Below are 16,791 nucleotides of genomic sequence, written 5' to 3' on the forward strand. Positions count from 1 at the left end.
TCAACTGTTGTCCATCAGGTAGCCGAGCCCCCGGATGGTGCGGATCGCCGGCCCGTCCGGCTCCAGTTTCTTGCGCAGGCGGGCGACGTACAGCTCGATGGCGTTGGGCGCCACCGGCTCGTCGTAGCCGAACACCTCGCCGGACAGCCGGTCCTTCGGCACCACCTTGCCGGCCCGCGTGATCAGCCCCTCCAGCACCGCCAGCTCGCGCTTGCGCAGGTCGAGCGCCCGCCCGTTCAGCGTCACCCGCGCGGTCGAGCGGTCGTAGCGCAGGGCTCCGCAGACCAGTTCCGGGGCGGGAAGCCCCTGTCCGCGCCGCATCAGGGCGCGGACGCGGGCCTCGAACTCGGCCGGCTCGAAGGGCTTCAGCAGATAGTCGTCGGCCCCGAGGTCGAGCCCCTTCACCCGGTCGGCCACCGCCTCGCGCGCCGTCAGGATCATCACCGGCACGGTCGAGCCGCGGCGGCGGATGCGGCTCAGCACCTCGAACCCCGACAGGTCGGGCAGCCCGAGGTCGAGCACCACCAGCCCGTAGGGCTCCAACTGCTCCGAACGCACGGCCTCCTCGCCGGAGGCCTCATGGTCCACCGCGTAGCCGGCCAGCTTCAGGGAACCGACCAGTCCGCGCGCCAGCGCCGCGTCGTCCTCGACGATCAGGATTCTCATGACGCCGGTCTTCCCATGCTCCGCATTCCTCGAACGCCCGGTCATCCGTGATCCGAACAATTTTCGTCGGCGACAGATTGGCGACAGGTTGGACGCCTACAGTCGCTTGTAAGTCCAACCAACCCCGTTCCGCAACGGGCAACGAAATCCCCAACGAAATCCAAAGAGGAGAGGAAACATGCGCAGGAACCTCGCGCTTCTCGTCGCCACCGCGCTGACCGTCGCGGCCCCGGCCCTGACCAGCGCGCCGGCCCGCGCGCAGTCCGTCCCCGCCGGCTACGACCCGTCCTACGCCAAGATCATCGAGGCGGCGAACCAGGAGGGGTCGCTGAGCATCTATTCGGCGACCGACGCCGCCGCCGTGTCGGAGCTGCTGAAGGGCTTCGAGGCGCTGTATCCCAAGATCAAGCTGGAATACGCCGACCAGAACTCCACCGAGATGTACAACCGCTTCATCAGCGAGGCCGCCGCCAACACCGGCACCGCCGACGTGATGTGGTCGTCGGCGATGGATCTCCAGATCAAGCTGGTCAACGACGGCTACGCCCAGCCCTACGCCTCGCCGGAGGCGAAGAATCTGCCCGACTGGGCGAACTGGAAGAACGAGGCCTACGGCACCACCGCCGAGCCGATCGTCTTTGCCTACAACAAGCGCGCCGTGCCGGAAGCCGAGGTTCCGAAGACCCACGCCGACCTCGCCAAGCTGCTGGCCAGCAAGCCCGACGCCTACAAGGGCAAGGTCACCTCCTACGATCCCGAGCGCAGCGGCGTCGGCTTCCTCTACATCACGCAGGACGCGCAGGCGAACAAGAACACCTGGGATCTGGTCAAGGCGATGGGGCAGACCGGCGTGAAGCTCTACACCTCGTCGGGCGCCATGATCGAGCGGCTGACGTCCGGCGAGCACACCATCGGCTACAACATGATCGGCTCCTACGTGCTGGAGCGGCAGAAGAAGGACCCGGCCTCGATCGGCGTCGTGCTGCCGACGGACTACACCATCATCATGTCGCGCATCGCCTTCATCCCGAAGGGCGCCAGGCACCCGAACGCGGCCAAGCTGTTCCTCGATTACCTGCTGTCCAAGCCGGGCCAGGAGGCGATGGTGGCGCGCTACATGGGCTCGATCCGCACCGACCTCGCCCACATCAACCCGACCGCCGACATGCCGGCCGACATGCTGCGCCCGATCCATGTCGGGCCGGAGCTGCTGACCTACCTCGATCAGGTCAAGCGCCTGAAGTTCCTGAAGGATTGGCAGAAGGCCCTCCAGGGCAAGTGAGCGTCGCCATTCCCTCCCCCGCCCGTGCCGAGGGAGGGGCAGGGTGGGGGTCCGTGGCCCCCGATAGAGCTTCCGATGCCCGGGCGCGACTTGCCCCCACCCCGGCCCACCCGCTGGGCGGGGGTGGGCGAAGCTGCGCCGACACCCAAGGAACAATCCCCCCATGAACCGCGCAACCCGCATCGCGGTCATCGTCGCCATGGCGATCGCCGTGCTGGCTCCGATCGGGCTGGTCGTCTACCAGAGCTTCCTCGACGGACCCTTCTTCCAACCCAAGACCGCCTTCACCCTGTCGGCCTACGAGTTCGTGCTGGACGACGAGGATTTCTACGACGCCCTGTGGAACTCCGCGATCATCGCCTTCGGCATGACCGCCATCGCGGTGCCGGTCGGCGCCATGCTGGCCTTCCTGATGACCCGCACCGACCTGCCCGGCCAGCGCTGGATCGAGCCGGTGGTGCTGGTGCCGATGTTCGTCTCGTCGGTGGTGCTCGCCTTCGGCTTCGTCGTCAGCCTGGGGCCGGCGGGCTTCGTCACGCTGTGGGTCAAGGGCTGGCTGGGGTTCGAGCCCTGGAACCTCTATTCGAAGGCGATGCTGATCGTCATCGCCGGGCTGACCCACGTCCCGCACGTCTTCCTCTACACCTCCTCGGCGCTGCGCAGCCTGGGGTCGGACGTCGAGGAGGCGGCGCGCATGACCGGGGCCGGGCCGCTGCGGGTGGCGCTGACCGTCAGCCTGCCGATGGTGATGCCGAACATCCTCTACGCCGCCGTGCTGGTCTTCTTCCTGGGGTTCGAGCTGTTCGGCCTGCCGCTGGTGCTCGGCGATCCGGAAGGCATCCTGGTGCTGGCGACCTACCTCTACAAGCTGACCAACAAGCTGGGCACGCCGTCCTACCAGCTGATGGCCGTGGTCGTCGTCGCGATCATCTGCATCGCCCTGCCGCTGGTCGCCTTGCAACGCTACCTGCTGCGCGCCGCCAACCGCTACGTCTCGGTCAAGGGCAAGGCGGCGGCGCAGAAGCGGGTCGGCATCGGCTTCTGGCGCTGGCCGGCGGCGCTGGTCATCGTCGGCTGGCTGCTGTTCACCGTGGTGGTGCCGATCAGCGGCCTCGTGCTCCGCGCCTTCGTGTCGAGCTGGGGCGAGGGCGTCAACCTGATGGACTCCCTGACGCTGGCCCATTTCCACGAGCTGATGCAGTTCCCCAACCTCGTGCGCGGCATCGTCAACACGCTGCTGATCGCCTCGGTGGGTGGCGCGCTGTCGGTCGGCGTCTACACGCTGCTGAACCTGGCGGCGCACCGCTGGAACTCGGGCTGGACGCGGCTGATGGATTATCTGGTGCTGCTGCCGCGCGCCATGCCGGGTCTGGTGGCCGGTCTGGCGATCTTCTGGGTGTTCCTGTTCACGCCCTTCCTGTCGCCGATGCGCCAGACGATGATCGCCATCTGGGTCGCCTACACGCTGGTGTGGCTGGCCTACGGGATGCGGCTGGTCAGCGGCGCCCTGTTGCAGATCGGGCCGGAGCTGGAGGAGGCCGGGCGGATCGTCGGCGCGTCGCCGGCGCGGGTCAGCCGCGACCTGACGGTGCCGCTGATCAAAGTCGGCTTGATTTCGAGCTGGCTTCTCATATTCGTCACCTTCATGCGCGAGTATTCCACCGGCGTCTATCTGCTCAGCCCCGGCACCGAGGTCATCGGCTCGCTGCTGGTGTCGCTGTGGGGGTCGGGCGCCGTGGACCTCGTCACCGCCCTCTCCACCGTCAACATCGCGATGATCGGCTGCGGCCTGCTGCTGATGTCGCTCTTCGGGAAACGCTCCCATGGCTAAGCTCACCATCGACGACCTGCACCTGTCCTACGGCAGCAACCACATCCTGAAGGGCATCACCGCGACCTTCGCCCAGGGTGAGATCGTCGCCCTGCTCGGCCGCTCGGGCAGCGGCAAGACGACGCTGCTGCGCTCGATCGCCGGGCTGGAGGAGCCGTCCAAGGGCGTCATCACCATCGGCAACGCCCCCGTCTTCGACGGGGCGGCCGGGCTGAACGTGCCGTCGGAGAAGCGCGGGCTCGGGCTGGTCTTCCAGTCCTACGCGCTATGGCCGCACAAGACGGTGTTCGAGAACGTCGCCTACGGCCTGCGCCTGCGCAACGCACCCAAGGCCGAGATCCAGCAGCGCGTCGGCGCGGTGCTGGACGGCGTCGGGCTGGGCCATCTCGGCGACCGCTACCCGCACCAGATGTCGGGCGGCCAGCAGCAGCGCGTCGCCCTGGCCCGCGCCCTGGTCTACAACCCGCCGGTCATCCTGCTCGACGAGCCGCTGTCCAACCTCGACGCCAAGCTGCGCGAGGAGGCGCGGATCTGGATCCGCGACCTGATCAAGCGGATGAACCTGACCGCCGTCTTCGTCACCCACGACCAGATCGAGGCGATGGCCATCGCCGACCGCGTCGTGCTGCTCGACGGCGGGCGGATCGTCCAGGCCGGCACGCCCGAGCAGCTCTACACCGAGCCTGTCAGCCTCTTCGCCTCGGAGTTCATGGGGACCAACAACCTCGTGAAGAGCCGCGTCCAGGACAAGCGCGGCGGCTACGTGCAGATCGAGCTGTCGGGCTTCCCGCTGTGGGGCAAGGACCGCGGCGGCAAGGCCGTGTCGGAGGACGCGACCGGCGTCATCCGGCTGGAGCAGGTCGAGGTGGTCGGCAACGGGACCGAAGGCGGGAGCGGCGGCGAGGGAGAGAACCGCATCCGCGCCGAGCTGGAGACCTCGCTCTATCTCGGCAGTCACTGGGAGCATGTCTTCCGCTGCGGCGCGCAGACGCTGCGCGCCTTTGGCCGGCCGCTGGCGCCGGGTCCGCATTGGCTGCACCTGCCGCCGGAGCAGCTCTGGGTGTTCTGAGCCGGAAGGGTGCTTCCCCTCACCGCGACGGCACGGCCCCTTCCCCGCGAAAGGGCCGTGTCCTTTTGGGGGTAATCCCAATGCACGGCTTCGAATCCGCTTGGTAGGCTTGGATGCGCGATGGTGTGATGGGGCGGGCGGACCCGGCCGGAGCGCGCAGCGTGCCGGTCCGGCCGGGTCCGCCCGTCGGGAATTGGCGAAACGGGAGCATCGGGATCATGGTCGCGCTTACACTCCGGCACCGGCTGGCGATCCTGCCCGCCTCCTTCGCCCTGGCCCTCGTCACCGTCGGCGGCATCGCCACCGGTTCGCTCATCCTGACCGAGCGGGCGGGCGGCGAGGTCGTCACCATCGGCGAGGCGCTGTCCAACCACCAGCAGGGCGACATGATGCACGACGCCCTGCGGGCCGACGTGCTGGCGGCGCTGCTGGCCGGTCCCGCGGCGCCGGCCGAGAAGAAGGCCGAGCTGCGCCAGGACTTGAGCGAGCACACGCGGAGCTTTCGCGACGCGCTCCAGGCCAACAGCCGGCTGGACCTGCCGCCGACGATCCGTGGCGCGATCTCCGGCGTGGGGGGCGCGCTCGACGACTACATCCGTGCGGCGGAGCGCATGGTCGAGCTTGCCCAGACCGACACCGCCACGGCGACCGCCGAACTGCCCCGTTTCGCCGCCTCCTTCTCCGAACTGGAAGAGCGCAACGAGGCGGTTTCGGCCCTGATCCTCGCCGAGAACCGGGACCGCAACGCGTGGTCCGGCCTGCTGGTCGGGCGGGCGCTCTGGCTGGTCGGCACCATCACCTTCATGGCTCTGTGCGGCGCGCTGGCGCTGACCGCCATGGTCGGCCGCTCGATCGTCCGTCCGCTCGACGCCGCCGCGCAGGCGATCGAGGAGATCGGCCGGGGCCGCCGCGACCTGTCCCTGAGCTACCCCGTGAACGACAGCATCGGTCGCGTTGTCGACGCGGTCCTCCTGCTGCAACGGCAGGCGGCGGAGCTCGACCGGTCGGCCGCCGAGTCGCACGTCCGCCAGGAGGAGGAGCGGTCGAAGCTGGCGGCGCTGGCCCAGGCCACCGACCGTTTCACCGGGCGGATCGACGGCATCCTGGAGACGCTCGGCGCCACCGGCAGCCAGTTGCAGGCGACCGCCGAGACGATGGCGCGCGACGCCGCCCGCGCCACCGGCGAGATCGGCGACCTGCGGACCCACGCCGAACGCGCCGCCACGACGGTGCGCGAGGCCGCCGACGCCGCCGACGGGCTGGGACGCTCGATCGGCGAGATCGGGCAGCACACCGGCGAGACCACGCGGATGACGGCGGAGGCGGTGAGCCGCGCCGGCGAGGCGACCCAGCGCATTCAGGAACTGTCGCTGGCCTCGCAGCGGATCGGCGACGTGGTCGGGCTGATCAACTCCATCGCCGGCCAGACCAATCTGCTGGCGCTGAACGCGACCATCGAGGCGGCCCGTGCCGGCGAGGCCGGCAAGGGCTTCGCCGTGGTCGCCAGCGAGGTCAAGAGCCTCGCCAGCCAGACGACCAAGGCGACCGAGGATATCCAGAGCCAGATCGCCGACATCCAGGGCATCGTGCAGCGCACCGTCCAGGCGATGGGCAGCGTCGCCGGCACGGTGGAGGCGGTGCGCGGCAGCGGCGCCACCATCGCCGACGCCGTCACCCGGCAGACCGACGCCACCCACGGCATCATCCACGCGATGACCGACGGCGCCGCGTCGGTGACGGTGGTGAGCGGCCATCTGGGCAGCGTCCACGACACGGTGGTCGCGGCGGACCGCGCGGCCGGCGACCTCGCGGTGGCCGCCGCACAGCTCCACGACCAGATGCAGGCCCTGCGCGGCGAGGTCGCGTCCTACACGCGCGCCGTCAAGACCGGCTGAGCGGGGGATGGGCGCCAGCGCGATTGCGAATCGGGCCGGCGGCCGTTACACAGGGCGCCAATTTCCCCATTGCCCGGAGCCCCCGATGTCCACCCTGTCCGATCAGGCGACCATCGCCGCCGCCGCCGCCAAGATCCTGCTGGAGATCAAGGCGCTGCATTTCAACGCCGAGACTCCCTTCATCTTCACCTCGGGCTGGGCCAGCCCGGTGTACACCGACTGCCGCCGCATCGTCTCCTTCCCGCGCGCCCGCAAGGCGCTGATGGACTTCGCGGTGCGGACGATCGAGCGCGAGATCGGCTACGAGTCGATCGACGCGGTGGCGGGCGGCGAGACCGCCGGCATCCCCTTCTCGGCCTGGATCGCCGACCGGCTCGAACTGCCGATGCAGTATGTCCGCAAGAAGCCCAAGGGCTTCGGCCGCAACGCCCAGATCGAGGGCGTGCTGACCGAGGGCCAGCGCGTCCTGCTGGTCGAGGACCTGGCGACCGACGGCAAGAGCAAGGAGAATTTCGTCACCGCGCTGCGCAACGGCGGCGCCCAGGTGACCGACACCTTCGTGATCTTCCACTACGGCATCTTCCCGCAGTCGCAGGTGAACATGGACGCCATCGGCGTCCGCCTGCACGCGCTGTGCACCTGGTGGGACGTGCTGAAGGTCGCCCGCGAGAACCGCTATTTCGACGAGAGCACCCTGTCCGAGGTCGAGAAGTTCCTGAACGACCCGGTGGGCTGGTCGGCCGCCCACGGCGGCAAGACGAGCATGAGCTGAGAGCCTGACCGATCGGGGCCGACCGATCCCGGCGGCCCGGTTCCCTGACGCTGTTCTTCCGTCCGCCTTGGCCGGGTCAAGCCCGGTCAAGGCGATTTGGAGAGGCGTCGCCAACCGGGCGGCGAGCCGGGAATGAGTGAGCCGGGGTCAAGCCGGGCGGGCCCCCGCTCAGCCGCCCGTGACGCTCATGTGCCGGGGCACCGCCGGGCCGTGATGGCGGCGGTCGATGATGAAGTCGTGGCCCTTGGGCTTGCGGGTGATCGCCTCGCGCACCGCGTCGATGAGCGGACCGTCCTCGTCGCTCAGGCGCATCGGCGTGCGGAGGTCGGCGGCGTCCTCCTGGCCCAGGCACATGTAAAGGGTGCCGGTGCAGGTCAGCCGCACCCGGTTGCAGCTTTCGCAGAAATTGTGGGTCAGCGGGGTGATGAAGCCGACCCGCTGGCCGGTTTCGGCGACCCGGACGTAGCGGGCCGGCCCGCCGGTGCTGTAGTCGGTCTCGTCGAGGGTCCAGCGCGTCTGCAACTCGGCCTTCAGCGCGGTCAGCGGCCAGTACTGGTCGAGACGGGCGGTTTCGCCGATCTCGCCCATCGGCATCACCTCGATGAAGGTGAGGTCGAAGCCCTGCTCGCCGCACCACGCCACCATGCGGTGGATCTCGTCGTCGTTCACGCCCTTCAGCGCGACGGCGTTGATCTTGATCTTCAGCCCGGCGTCCTTGGCCGCCTGGATGCCGCCCATGATCTTGTCGAGCTTGCCCCAGCGGGTGATCGCCTGGAACTTGTGGGGGTCGAGCGTGTCGAGCGAGACGTTGATGCGCCGCACCCCGGCTTCGTAGAGGCCGGCGGCGTGCTTGAACAGCATGGTGCCGTTGGTGGTCAGCGTCAGCTCGTCGAGGTCGCCGGACTTGACGTGGCGGCCCAGCGCGTGGATCAGCCGCATCACGTCGCGCCGCACCAGCGGCTCGCCGCCGGTCAGCCGCAGCTTGCGGGTGCCGAGCTTCACGAAGGCGCTGCACAGCCGGTCGAGTTCCTCCAGCGTCAGCACCTCCGCCTTCGGCAGGAAGCTCATGTCCTCGGCCATGCAGTAGACGCAGCGCAGGTCGCAGCGGTCGGTCACCGACACGCGCAGATACTTCACCGCCCGGCCGAACGGATCGACCAGGGGCGCGGGGCGGGAGATGGCCGGATCGGGCAGGGTGGAGGCGCTGCTCATCGGATGGTTCCACGTCCTTGCTGCTGCTGCCGGCCGGGGTGGCGGCCCTTGGCTCCCGGCATCATACAGATGTGGGGACGATCTGTCTCACGGGGGAGGGGAGGGAGGCTTTGATTTCCGTCAAGTGGAAAGCGCCTCACTTGGCCTTGCGTGCCGCCTCGCGGTCGCGCAGGTCGTCGTCGGTGGTGCGGGGCACCGGCGGCCGGCCGAGAGCGAAGGGCGCGTCGCCACGCGCGACCTGGTCCCGCACGCGGCAATCCCCGCACATGCGGATGCGGTTGGCGGCCTCCGGCGTCGCGAACATCCAGTGCTTGCCGGCCAGGGCCGCGGCGATCCGGTCGATCGAGGATTTGGCGGCGAAGGGCTTGCCGCAGGACACGCAGTGGAAGGGCTCCTCCTCCTTCACCACGACGGCGCCCCGCGCCCCGTCGCGGAAATCCATCTCGGGCACCAGGGTGATGACCGCCTCCGGGCAGGTCGCCTTGCACAGCCCGCATTGCACGCAGGCGTCCTGGGCGAAGGACAGCCGCGGCGCGTCCGCGTTGTCGAGCAGCGCCCCGGTCGGGCAGGCGCCGACGCAGGACAGGCAGAGGGTGCAGCCGGCGGTGTCCACCGCCACCCGGCCGAACGGAGCGCCCGGCGGCAGCGGCAGCACCTCCACCGGGGCGGGGGCCACGGCGTGCAGGTGGCGCAGGGCCAGCATGGTGACGGTGCGTTTCGACCCCATCGGCAGGAACAGGCCGGCGCGGTGCGGGGCGGTGGGCGGCAGGCTCCACAGTTCCTCGGCGACGGCCTCGGGATCCGGGGCGTCGATTGCCGACACCCGGCCGGTCCCGTAACCGAGCCCGCTCAGCGCCGTCTCGGCCAGCCCGATCTGACTCGCCAGCCCGGCGGTCTCGCCCGCGTTCTCCGGGCCGGTCAGCACGCGGACGTGGGTGCAGCCATAGGCGAGCGCCAGCGCGAACAGGTCGAAGCCGGCCTGCGTGACCTCGTTCAGCGCGAAGGGCAGCACGCGCGCCGGCAGGCCGCGCCCGTGCCGGGCCATCATGCCGATCACCGCGTCGCCGTGGCGCGGGTCGTGGATCAGCAGCACCGGCGCCGAACCGCCGGCCCCGGCGTAGGTGGAGAGCAGCGTCCGCAGCCGTTCATGGACCGTGACCTGCGGCGGCAGGGCGTAGGTCGCCGCTCCCGTCGGGCAGACCGCCGCGCAGGAGCCGCAGCCGGCGCAGACATGGGCGTCGATGGCGACGGTGTCGCCGCCGGGGGTGATGGCGCCGGTCGGGCAGACGTCGAGGCAGCGGGTGCAGCCGGTCTTGCGGCTGCGGGAATGGGCGCAGAGATCGGCCTTGTAATCGACATAGCGCGGCTTCTCGAACACCCCGACCAGATCGGCGATGTCGCGCAGGGCCCTGGCCACCTGGGCCGGGCTGTTCGGGTCGGGGCGCAGGTAGCCGTCGCGCTTGCCGTGGGCCGGGAAGAGCGGCGTTCCGCCGGTGAGGTCGAGGATCAGGTCGCAGCGCGCCGAGGCGCCTTGCCGCACCGGCTCGAAGGCGAGCGCGCCCCGCGATGAGGGCAGGGCGGGCGCGTGGTCGTCCACCACGATTTCGAAGGCGCCGACCCAGCCGCGCGCGCTGCGGATGCGCCCCCGGAACAGGGCGATGTCCATCACGCGCGGCGGCTCGACCTCCTTGGGAGCGGCCAGCAGAACGGTGACGTCGAGGTGGCCCGCCAGTTCGCGCCCGGCCTCGATGGCGCGTTCGTCGGTGCCGTAGACGAGGCACACCCCCTGGGAATTGAGCGACAGCGCGCCGGTCGGCGGGATCGGCAGCGCCGCCTCGGCCAGCAGGGCGGCGATCTTCGGCAGGGCGTCGGCGCCTTCGTCGGACCAGCCGGCGCGCTCGCGGATGTTGGTGAAGCCGACCGGCGTGTCGGGGGCGGTCCCGGCGGCGACCTCGCCGAACAGCGGGGCCTCCTGGGTGCAGGCGACCAGCAGCGGCTCGCCGTTGGCCGCCGCCGCCTCGAAACGGTCGAGCTGCCCCCGGCAGAGCTGGGTGTGGACCGTGACGGCCCCGCCGTCGCCGCACGCCTTGCCGAGCGCGGCTCCGTCAAGCCGCATGCTGTGGGCGCAATCGCAGACGAGCAGCTTGCGGTTGCCGATCTTCATGCCCTGACCACTCCCGCCCAGCCCCAAGACGAACCCCCATGGGGAGTCATATGGGCCTGCGCGGTGGCATGGGAAGGAAATCTTAATGATGACCACCTTTGACCGGCTCCTATGCGATGTCCGCGGTCCAGGCGCTCGGTTGGCAGTCTGCAATTTCCGGGGATTGTTTCGGTGAGAACAAATTTCCACAACAGAGGTCTTGATTTGGAATTGCAATTTTTAAGAGATGATTAACCGGGCTGGAGTCATTTTATGTCGGAAAGAGGAAATTTTTGCTTCGATAATGAAGTGTTGTCCGGACCCGTCCGTTCGCGTGATGGGCTTCGTCATCGGCGCTTGTTGTGCAAAAGGGGATCGAAATCATGGCGATCGCGGCTTCCTCATTGTTCGGTGTGACGAGCGCCGCCAACTCCGTGCTGCGGAGGTCGCCCGCCGCGGCATCGGCGGACGGACTGCGGTCTTCGGCGGGGGCTACGAAGGCGTCCGGCGCGATCGAGGACAAGGTGGAGGTCGGCAGCCTGGGGAAATCGCTGAAGGGGGTCGCCGCCGATGTGTTCGCCTCCCTTGGCAGCAAGGGGCGGGCGCATCTCGAGGGCATGGTCAAGAATGGCGGGGCCACGGTGGAGGAGATCTCCCTGGGTCTGCGCGCCCTGGCGACGGCCTCCGTTCGCGAACGCTTTCTGAAGGAGCGGCCGAAGGACGCGGAAGACGAGGAACTGGAGGCGCAACGCAAGCTCATCCAGGACGCGAGCAGGGTCAAGGAAGAGCGGATTCGGGCGACGAACGACAAGCTGATGGCGGTGGGCGTCCAATTCATAAGAGGTCGGGAGGGGAGGGCCCCATCGGCCGAGGAGCGCGCCGCCCACGAGGAGGAGATGGGCGCTCTGCGCGCCGAGATCGAGAGCGCCAACAAGGACTACGCCGCCGCCGTCGGTGAGAAGCCCCGTGAGACGATGGCCAGTATCCAGGGCCGGCTGCGGGAGAAGGGGGAGGAAGCCTACGAGGCGCTGGGTTTCGGCGACAGCGAGGACGGCTTTCTGGCGCTGGACGACGAACGGGGCAAGAAAGCCCTGCAAAAGATGGTGGATCGGGGCCTTGTCGCCGACCATTGGGTCAATGGCCTGAAGAAGTACACGGCGAACGTCGACATCGCCGGGCTCGAGCAGGGCACCTACGTGGAGAATCCGCGCTACGACCCGGCGTCCCCCGATTCGAAACCCACGGTGGCGGCCGGCCCGGTGACGGCCGGCCCGGTGGCGGTTGGCTCGGACGCCTTGGCGATGCTCGATCAGGCAGCCAAGACCGCCGCGCAGGCCTCCGCGTCCAAGGGGCTGCCGAGCATGGGCCAAGTGTCCAGGGAGGCGCGCGATTCGCTGGACGCCGGCTACCGCACCCTGTCCGAGAAGGGAAAGGCGAACGGCGTCGCGAAGGGCGACGAGGAGTCCATCAGGACGGTGTTCGCCGGGCTCGACCGCCGCTCCCTGTTCGCGGTGGCCAGCAACAGCGGCCGCTTGTTCTCGAAGGCCGAGCAGGAGGCCGCCCAGAACCTGATGGCCGAACAGCAGGCCGAGGCCATGAAGAAGGGCGATCCCAAGGGCACCGACAAGGCCGCCGGCTTCAGGGCGGCCGTCGCCTTCCTCGACAGCGTCAGCGACGAGGAGAAGGCTTCGGCCAATTGGGCGGTGCAGCGGGCGGCGAACCAGCTCGCCCATGAGAATCTGACGCGCGCCCAGGGCAAGCCGTCGACCGTCGCGGACAGCGCGAACCCCATCGCCCGCATGATCAAGAAGGCCATGGAAACCGGCGCCCAGCAGGGAAAGAGCTTCGAATCCATGCTGGGCGGCAGCGGCTATGTGAAGGATCTGAAGGCGATGCCGCTGTTCCGCGACGGCATGCCCAAGATCACCGATTTCCTGGACCCGCCAGTCAACTTCAAAGTCTGACGGGCGGGGGCAAGGCTCGGGGCCGGGGCTTCGGGCTGGGGTTCGGGGCCGGGGATCAGGCGCCCGGCTCGTTGGCGTTGGGGAAGAACAGGGGCTGGCCGCCGATGGTGTAATCGGCGATGGCCTTCTGGCCTTCCGCCGACACCAGCCAATCGACGAAGGCTTGGCCGTCTCCGGCCTTCACATGGGCGAATTTGGCCGGGTTCACCAGCATGACGCCATACTGGTTGAACAGGCGCTTGTCGCCCTCGACCAGGACCGCCAAGTCGCCACGGTTCCTGAAGTTCAGCCAGGTGCCGCGGTCGGCCAGCGCGTAGCCCTCCATGGCGGCGGCGGTGTTCAGGGTCGGTCCCATGCCCTGGCCGATCGATTTGTACCAGCCGCCGTCGGCCTTGGCCGGGTCGAGCTTCGCCGCCGTCCATAGCGCGAGTTCGGCCTTGTGGGTGCCGCTGTCGTCGCCGCGCGAGACGAAGGGGGCCTTGGCCGCGGCGATTCTCGCCAGCGCGTCCGTCACGTCCTTCGAGCCCTTGACCCCGGCCGGATCCTTCGCCGGGCCAACGACGATGAAGTCGTTGTACATCACCGGCTTGCGCTCGGTCGCGAAGCCCTCGGCGACGAATTTTTCCTCCGACGGCTTGTGGTGGACGAACAGCACGTCGGCGTCGCCGCGCTTGGCGAGGTCGATCGCCTGCCCGGTCCCCTTCGCGACCACCCGCACCCCGATGCCGGTCTTCGCGGTGAATTTCGGCAGCAGGTCCTTGAACAGCCCCGAATCCTCGGTCGAGGTGGTGGAGGCAACGGTGATGAAGCGGTCGGCGGCACCGGCCTGCGTCACCGTGCCCGGCAGCAGGCCGAACAGCGCCGCGGCGGCGGCGCACCCTATCGCGAAAGACCGGCGTAGCATCTCTGTTCCCTCCAAACGCGTTGCCGCATCGTCGGCGTGAGGCACTATGGGCGGAGCGTGCCCAGCCTGCCAAGGCGGCCAAAGGGCTGATTCTACCGGCGCGCCGCCTCGCGCAGCAGCGACGCCGCGAGATTCACCGCCAGCGACAGCGTCATCAGCACCACCCCCAGCCCGAGCGCCATCGGCAAATCGCCCTTGCTGGTTTCCAGCGCGATGGCGGTGGTCATCACGCGGGTGGCGTGCTCGATGTTGCCGCCGACGATCATCACCGCTCCGACCTCGGCCGAGGCGCGGCCGAAGCCGGCGAGGATGGCGGTGACGAGGCTCCAGCGCGCCTCCGACAGCAGGGTGGTCAGCGTGTGAAAGGGGCCGGCGCCGGTGACGCGCAGCAGGTCGTCATACTCGACCAGCAGATCCTCGACCGTCTGGCGGGCCAGCGAGGCGACGATCGGCAGGATCAGCACCGTCTGCGCGACGATCATCGCGGCCGGCGTGAACAGCAGCCCCAGCACGCCGAACGGGCCGGAGCGCGACAGCAGCAGGAAGACCACCAGCCCGACCACCACCGGCGGCAGCCCCATCAGGGTGTTGAGCGCCACCGAAAGCCCCCGCCGCCCCGGAAAACGCAGCGCCGCGACGGCGGTGCCGAGCGGCAGACCGATCAGGGTGGCGGCCAGCACGGCGGTCAGGCTGACCCGCAGCGACAACCCGACGATGCGCGCCAGATCGGCGTCGAGGGTGACGATCATCTGGACGGCCATGGCCAGGGCCTGGGTGAAGTCGTGCATCCGGTTCCGTTGGTGGTTCCGCCGACTGGCGCACTTGTCGCGGTGGCGGCGGATTCCCACACTCGGATCCATGAGCCTGCGCACCCTCACCATACAGCCGGATCCGGCAAACCCCAAGCTGACCGAGCGCGTCTCCGGGCTCGACCAGGACGGGCACGCGGTCGAGACCTCGGTCACCGTCGAGCGCCCGCTGACCCTTTATCTGAACGGGCAGGAGATCGTCACCATGATGACGATCGGCGACTACCCGGATTGCCTGGCGGTCGGTTATCTGTTGAACCAGAACATGCTGCGCCGCGACGACCGCATCACCGGCATCGACGTGGACGAGGAAACCGACACGGTGGTTGTCCGCACCGGGCGGGCCACCGATTACGAGGCCAAGCTGCGGAAGAAGACGCTGACCTCCGGCTGCGCCCAGGGAACCGCCTTCGGCGACGTGATGGAGGGGTTCGGGACGATCCGGCTGTCCGACACGGCGCGGCTGCGCACCTCGTGGATCTACGCGCTGTCGAAGGCGATCAACCTGACGCCCAGCCTCTATCTGGAGGCCGGGGCGATTCATGGCTGCGTGCTGTGCCAGGAGGACCGGCCGCTGGTCTACATGGAGGATGTCGGCCGTCACAACGCGGTGGACAAGATCGCCGGATACATGCATCTGAACGGAGTCCCGGCCGACGACAAGATCTTCTACACCACCGGGCGCCTGACGTCGGAGATGGTCATCAAGACGGTGCAGATGGGAATTCCGATTCTGGTGTCGCGCTCGGGCTTTACCGCCTGGGGCGTGCAGTTGGCGCGGCAGGCCGACCTGACGCTGGTCGGGCGGGCCAAGGGCAGGCGCTTCCTGGCGCTGGCCGGCACCGGCCGGCTGGTCTTCGACGCCGACCCCGCCGGCGCCGCCGACGAGGATCGGCGCCACGCCCGCAAGGGGAGCGGTGACGATGAATGAGCCGGTCGCCGGCGTGCTGCTGGCCGGCGGGCTGTCGCGCCGCATGGGCGGCGGCGACAAGAACCTTCGCCTTCTCGGCGGGCGGACGATCCTGGAGCGCATCCTCGACGCCGCGCGCCCGCAGGTGGGGCCGCTGGTGCTGAACGCCAACGGCGATCCGGCCCGCTTCGCCGTCTTCGGCCTGCCGGTGGCGGCCGACGTGGTGGAGGGGTATGCCGGGCCGCTGGCCGGCGTGCTGACCGGGCTGGAGTGGGCGCGGGACCATGCGCCCGCCGTCCGCTGGGTCGCCAGCTTCGCCACCGACGCGCCCTTCATTCCCGGCGATCTGGTCGCCCGGCTGGCCGCCGCCGTCGAGCGCGAGGGCGCCGATCTCGCCTGCGCACGCTCGGGCGGCCGGCACCATCCGGTCTTCGGGCTGTGGCCGGTCCGGCTGGCCGGCGATCTGCGCCGGGCGATGCTGGAGGAGGACATGCGCAAGGTCGATGCCTGGACCGCGCGCCATCGGCTGGCGGTCGCCGAGTTTCCGGTCGAGCCGGTGGATCCCTTCTTCAACGCCAACCGCCCCGAGGATCTGGCGACGGCCGAACGACTGCTGGCGTCGGGGGCCGTGCGATGACCATGACCGACCCGCCGCACCTCGCCGAACGCCGGGCCATCATCGACGCCTGCCTCGCCATGAACCGGCTCGGCATCAACCAGGGGGCCTCCGGCAACCTGTCGATGCGGATCGAGGGCGGCTTCCTCGTCACCCCGACCAGCCTCCCTTACGACGAGACGACTCCGGTCGACATCGTCGCAATGGGATTCGACGGCACCTATCTCGGGGATCGCCGCCCATCCTCGGAATGGCGCATCCACCGCGACATCCTGCGCGCCCGTCCCGACGTCGAGGTGGTGCTGCACGCGCACCCGACCTTCGCCACCGCGCTGGCGGTGCATGGGCGCGGCATCCCGAGTTTCCATTACATGGTGGCGCTGGCCGGCGGCGATTCGATCCGCTGCGCGCCCTACGCGACCTTCGGCACCCAGGACCTGTCCGACCACGCGCTGGAAGCTCTGGACGGCCGGCTCGCCTGTCTGCTCGCCAACCACGGCATGATCGTGCTGGGCAGGACGGTCAAGGCGGCGCTGGCGCTGGCGGTCGAGGTCGAGACCCTGGCCCGCCAGTATCTCCACGCCCAGCAACTTGGCGAGCCGGCGATCCTCCCGCCCGACGAGATCGCGCGGGTGGCGGAGAAGATGCGGCGGATGAAGTACGGCCAGCCGCTCGACGACGGCGACGCGCCGGAGGACACGGCGCGCCCGCGTTGAGG

General features: G+C 69.4%; 14 protein-coding genes. 9 read left to right on the plus strand and 5 right to left on the minus strand.

Annotated features, from left to right (window positions below):
* Nucleotides 1-666 carry a response regulator gene (locus J2847_RS01820; RefSeq protein WP_209776553.1) on the minus strand — a complete coding sequence of 222 codons (666 nt, stop codon included), beginning with the start codon at nucleotides 664-666 and terminating at the stop codon, nucleotides 1-3.
* 178 nt (nucleotides 667-844) lie between these two features.
* Between J2847_RS01820 and J2847_RS01825 the strand changes: the two genes are divergently transcribed.
* The 5 genes from J2847_RS01825 to J2847_RS01845 all read left to right on the plus strand — a co-directional run bounded on the left by J2847_RS01825 (nucleotide 845) and on the right by J2847_RS01845 (nucleotide 7,515).
* Complete coding sequence (locus J2847_RS01825) at nucleotides 845-1,948, plus strand: ABC transporter substrate-binding protein (protein ID WP_209776555.1); 1,104 nt, start codon at nucleotides 845-847, stop codon at nucleotides 1,946-1,948.
* 163 nt (nucleotides 1,949-2,111) lie between these two features.
* A complete protein-coding gene (locus tag J2847_RS01830) occupies nucleotides 2,112-3,779 on the plus strand; it encodes an ABC transporter permease (protein ID WP_209776557.1) in 1,668 nt (555 codons plus the stop codon).
* On the plus strand, nucleotides 3,772-4,848 hold the full coding sequence (locus tag J2847_RS01835) for an ABC transporter ATP-binding protein (RefSeq protein ID WP_085556398.1): 1,077 nt from the start codon (nucleotides 3,772-3,774) through the stop codon (nucleotides 4,846-4,848). Before J2847_RS01830 ends, J2847_RS01835 begins: the two co-directional genes overlap by 8 nt.
* A gap of 218 nt (nucleotides 4,849-5,066) precedes the next feature.
* Nucleotides 5,067-6,743 (plus strand): methyl-accepting chemotaxis protein, encoded by a 1,677-nt coding sequence (locus J2847_RS01840; protein WP_209776558.1) that lies wholly within the window; start codon nucleotides 5,067-5,069, stop codon nucleotides 6,741-6,743.
* Between the two features lie 85 nt (nucleotides 6,744-6,828).
* Nucleotides 6,829-7,515: an orotate phosphoribosyltransferase gene (locus J2847_RS01845; protein WP_085556400.1), complete on the plus strand. Its 687-nt coding sequence runs from the start codon at nucleotides 6,829-6,831 to the stop codon at nucleotides 7,513-7,515.
* Nucleotides 7,516-7,683: 168 nt separating this feature from the next.
* Here J2847_RS01845 and moaA read toward each other — a convergent pair whose 3' ends face one another.
* Both moaA and J2847_RS01855 read right to left on the minus strand, forming a co-directional pair.
* The gene (gene moaA, locus J2847_RS01850) at nucleotides 7,684-8,727 is read right to left on the minus strand and encodes a GTP 3',8-cyclase MoaA (protein WP_209776560.1); all 1,044 of its coding nucleotides are present in this window, start codon (nucleotides 8,725-8,727) and stop codon (nucleotides 7,684-7,686) included.
* A 136-nt stretch (nucleotides 8,728-8,863) separates the two neighbouring features.
* Entirely contained in the window at nucleotides 8,864-10,891 is a 2,028-nt protein-coding gene (locus J2847_RS01855; RefSeq protein ID WP_209776561.1) for a 4Fe-4S dicluster domain-containing protein, read from the minus strand.
* A gap of 362 nt (nucleotides 10,892-11,253) precedes the next feature.
* Between J2847_RS01855 and J2847_RS01860 the strand changes: the two genes are divergently transcribed.
* Nucleotides 11,254-12,834, plus strand: coding sequence for a hypothetical protein (locus J2847_RS01860; protein ID WP_209776563.1), 1,581 nt, complete (start codon nucleotides 11,254-11,256; stop codon nucleotides 12,832-12,834).
* Between the two features lie 55 nt (nucleotides 12,835-12,889).
* On the opposite strand, the gene J2847_RS01865 is transcribed toward J2847_RS01860, so the two are convergent.
* The gene (locus J2847_RS01865; protein ID WP_209776564.1) at nucleotides 12,890-13,738 is read right to left on the minus strand and encodes an ABC transporter substrate-binding protein; all 849 of its coding nucleotides are present in this window, start codon (nucleotides 13,736-13,738) and stop codon (nucleotides 12,890-12,892) included.
* Between the two features lie 92 nt (nucleotides 13,739-13,830).
* Nucleotides 13,831-14,526 (minus strand): ABC transporter permease, encoded by a 696-nt coding sequence (locus J2847_RS01870; protein ID WP_209776566.1) that lies wholly within the window; start codon nucleotides 14,524-14,526, stop codon nucleotides 13,831-13,833.
* A gap of 70 nt (nucleotides 14,527-14,596) precedes the next feature.
* On the opposite strand from J2847_RS01870, the gene J2847_RS01875 reads away from it, so the two are divergent.
* Genes J2847_RS01875 through J2847_RS01885 form a run of 3 tightly spaced genes read left to right on the plus strand, consistent with a single transcriptional unit; the run spans nucleotide 14,597 to nucleotide 16,789 of the window.
* On the plus strand, nucleotides 14,597-15,478 hold the full coding sequence (locus J2847_RS01875; protein WP_209776567.1) for a formate dehydrogenase accessory sulfurtransferase FdhD: 882 nt from the start codon (nucleotides 14,597-14,599) through the stop codon (nucleotides 15,476-15,478).
* Entirely contained in the window at nucleotides 15,471-16,094 is a 624-nt protein-coding gene (gene mobA, locus J2847_RS01880; protein WP_209776569.1) for a molybdenum cofactor guanylyltransferase MobA, read from the plus strand. The genes J2847_RS01875 and mobA overlap by 8 nt, the downstream gene beginning before the upstream one ends.
* Nucleotides 16,091-16,789, plus strand: coding sequence for a class II aldolase/adducin family protein (locus J2847_RS01885; RefSeq protein ID WP_209776570.1), 699 nt, complete (start codon nucleotides 16,091-16,093; stop codon nucleotides 16,787-16,789). Before mobA ends, J2847_RS01885 begins: the two co-directional genes overlap by 4 nt.
* Nucleotides 16,790-16,791: the final 2 nt, after the last annotated feature.

The organism is Azospirillum agricola (genome assembly GCF_017876095.1).
GTDB lineage: Bacteria > Pseudomonadota > Alphaproteobacteria > Azospirillales > Azospirillaceae > Azospirillum > Azospirillum agricola.

Bases quoted from the DNA above. Each gene is read 5' to 3' on its own strand.
- J2847_RS01820 (WP_209776553.1), bottom strand. From the start codon at position 666: ATGAGAATCCTGATCGTCGAGGACGACGCGGCGCTGGCGCGCGGACTG.
- J2847_RS01825 (WP_209776555.1), top strand. From the start codon at position 845: ATGCGCAGGAACCTCGCGCTTCTCGTCGCCACCGCGCTGACCGTCGCG.
- J2847_RS01830 (WP_209776557.1), top strand. From the start codon at position 2,112: ATGAACCGCGCAACCCGCATCGCGGTCATCGTCGCCATGGCGATCGCC.
- J2847_RS01835 (WP_085556398.1), top strand. From the start codon at position 3,772: ATGGCTAAGCTCACCATCGACGACCTGCACCTGTCCTACGGCAGCAAC.
- J2847_RS01840 (WP_209776558.1), top strand. From the start codon at position 5,067: ATGGTCGCGCTTACACTCCGGCACCGGCTGGCGATCCTGCCCGCCTCC.
- J2847_RS01845 (WP_085556400.1), top strand. From the start codon at position 6,829: ATGTCCACCCTGTCCGATCAGGCGACCATCGCCGCCGCCGCCGCCAAG.
- moaA (WP_209776560.1), bottom strand. From the start codon at position 8,727: ATGAGCAGCGCCTCCACCCTGCCCGATCCGGCCATCTCCCGCCCCGCG.
- J2847_RS01855 (WP_209776561.1), bottom strand. From the start codon at position 10,891: ATGAAGATCGGCAACCGCAAGCTGCTCGTCTGCGATTGCGCCCACAGC.
- J2847_RS01860 (WP_209776563.1), top strand. From the start codon at position 11,254: ATGGCGATCGCGGCTTCCTCATTGTTCGGTGTGACGAGCGCCGCCAAC.
- J2847_RS01865 (WP_209776564.1), bottom strand. From the start codon at position 13,738: ATGCTACGCCGGTCTTTCGCGATAGGGTGCGCCGCCGCCGCGGCGCTG.
- J2847_RS01870 (WP_209776566.1), bottom strand. From the start codon at position 14,526: ATGCACGACTTCACCCAGGCCCTGGCCATGGCCGTCCAGATGATCGTC.
- J2847_RS01875 (WP_209776567.1), top strand. From the start codon at position 14,597: ATGAGCCTGCGCACCCTCACCATACAGCCGGATCCGGCAAACCCCAAG.
- mobA (WP_209776569.1), top strand. From the start codon at position 15,471: ATGAATGAGCCGGTCGCCGGCGTGCTGCTGGCCGGCGGGCTGTCGCGC.
- J2847_RS01885 (WP_209776570.1), top strand. From the start codon at position 16,091: ATGACCATGACCGACCCGCCGCACCTCGCCGAACGCCGGGCCATCATC.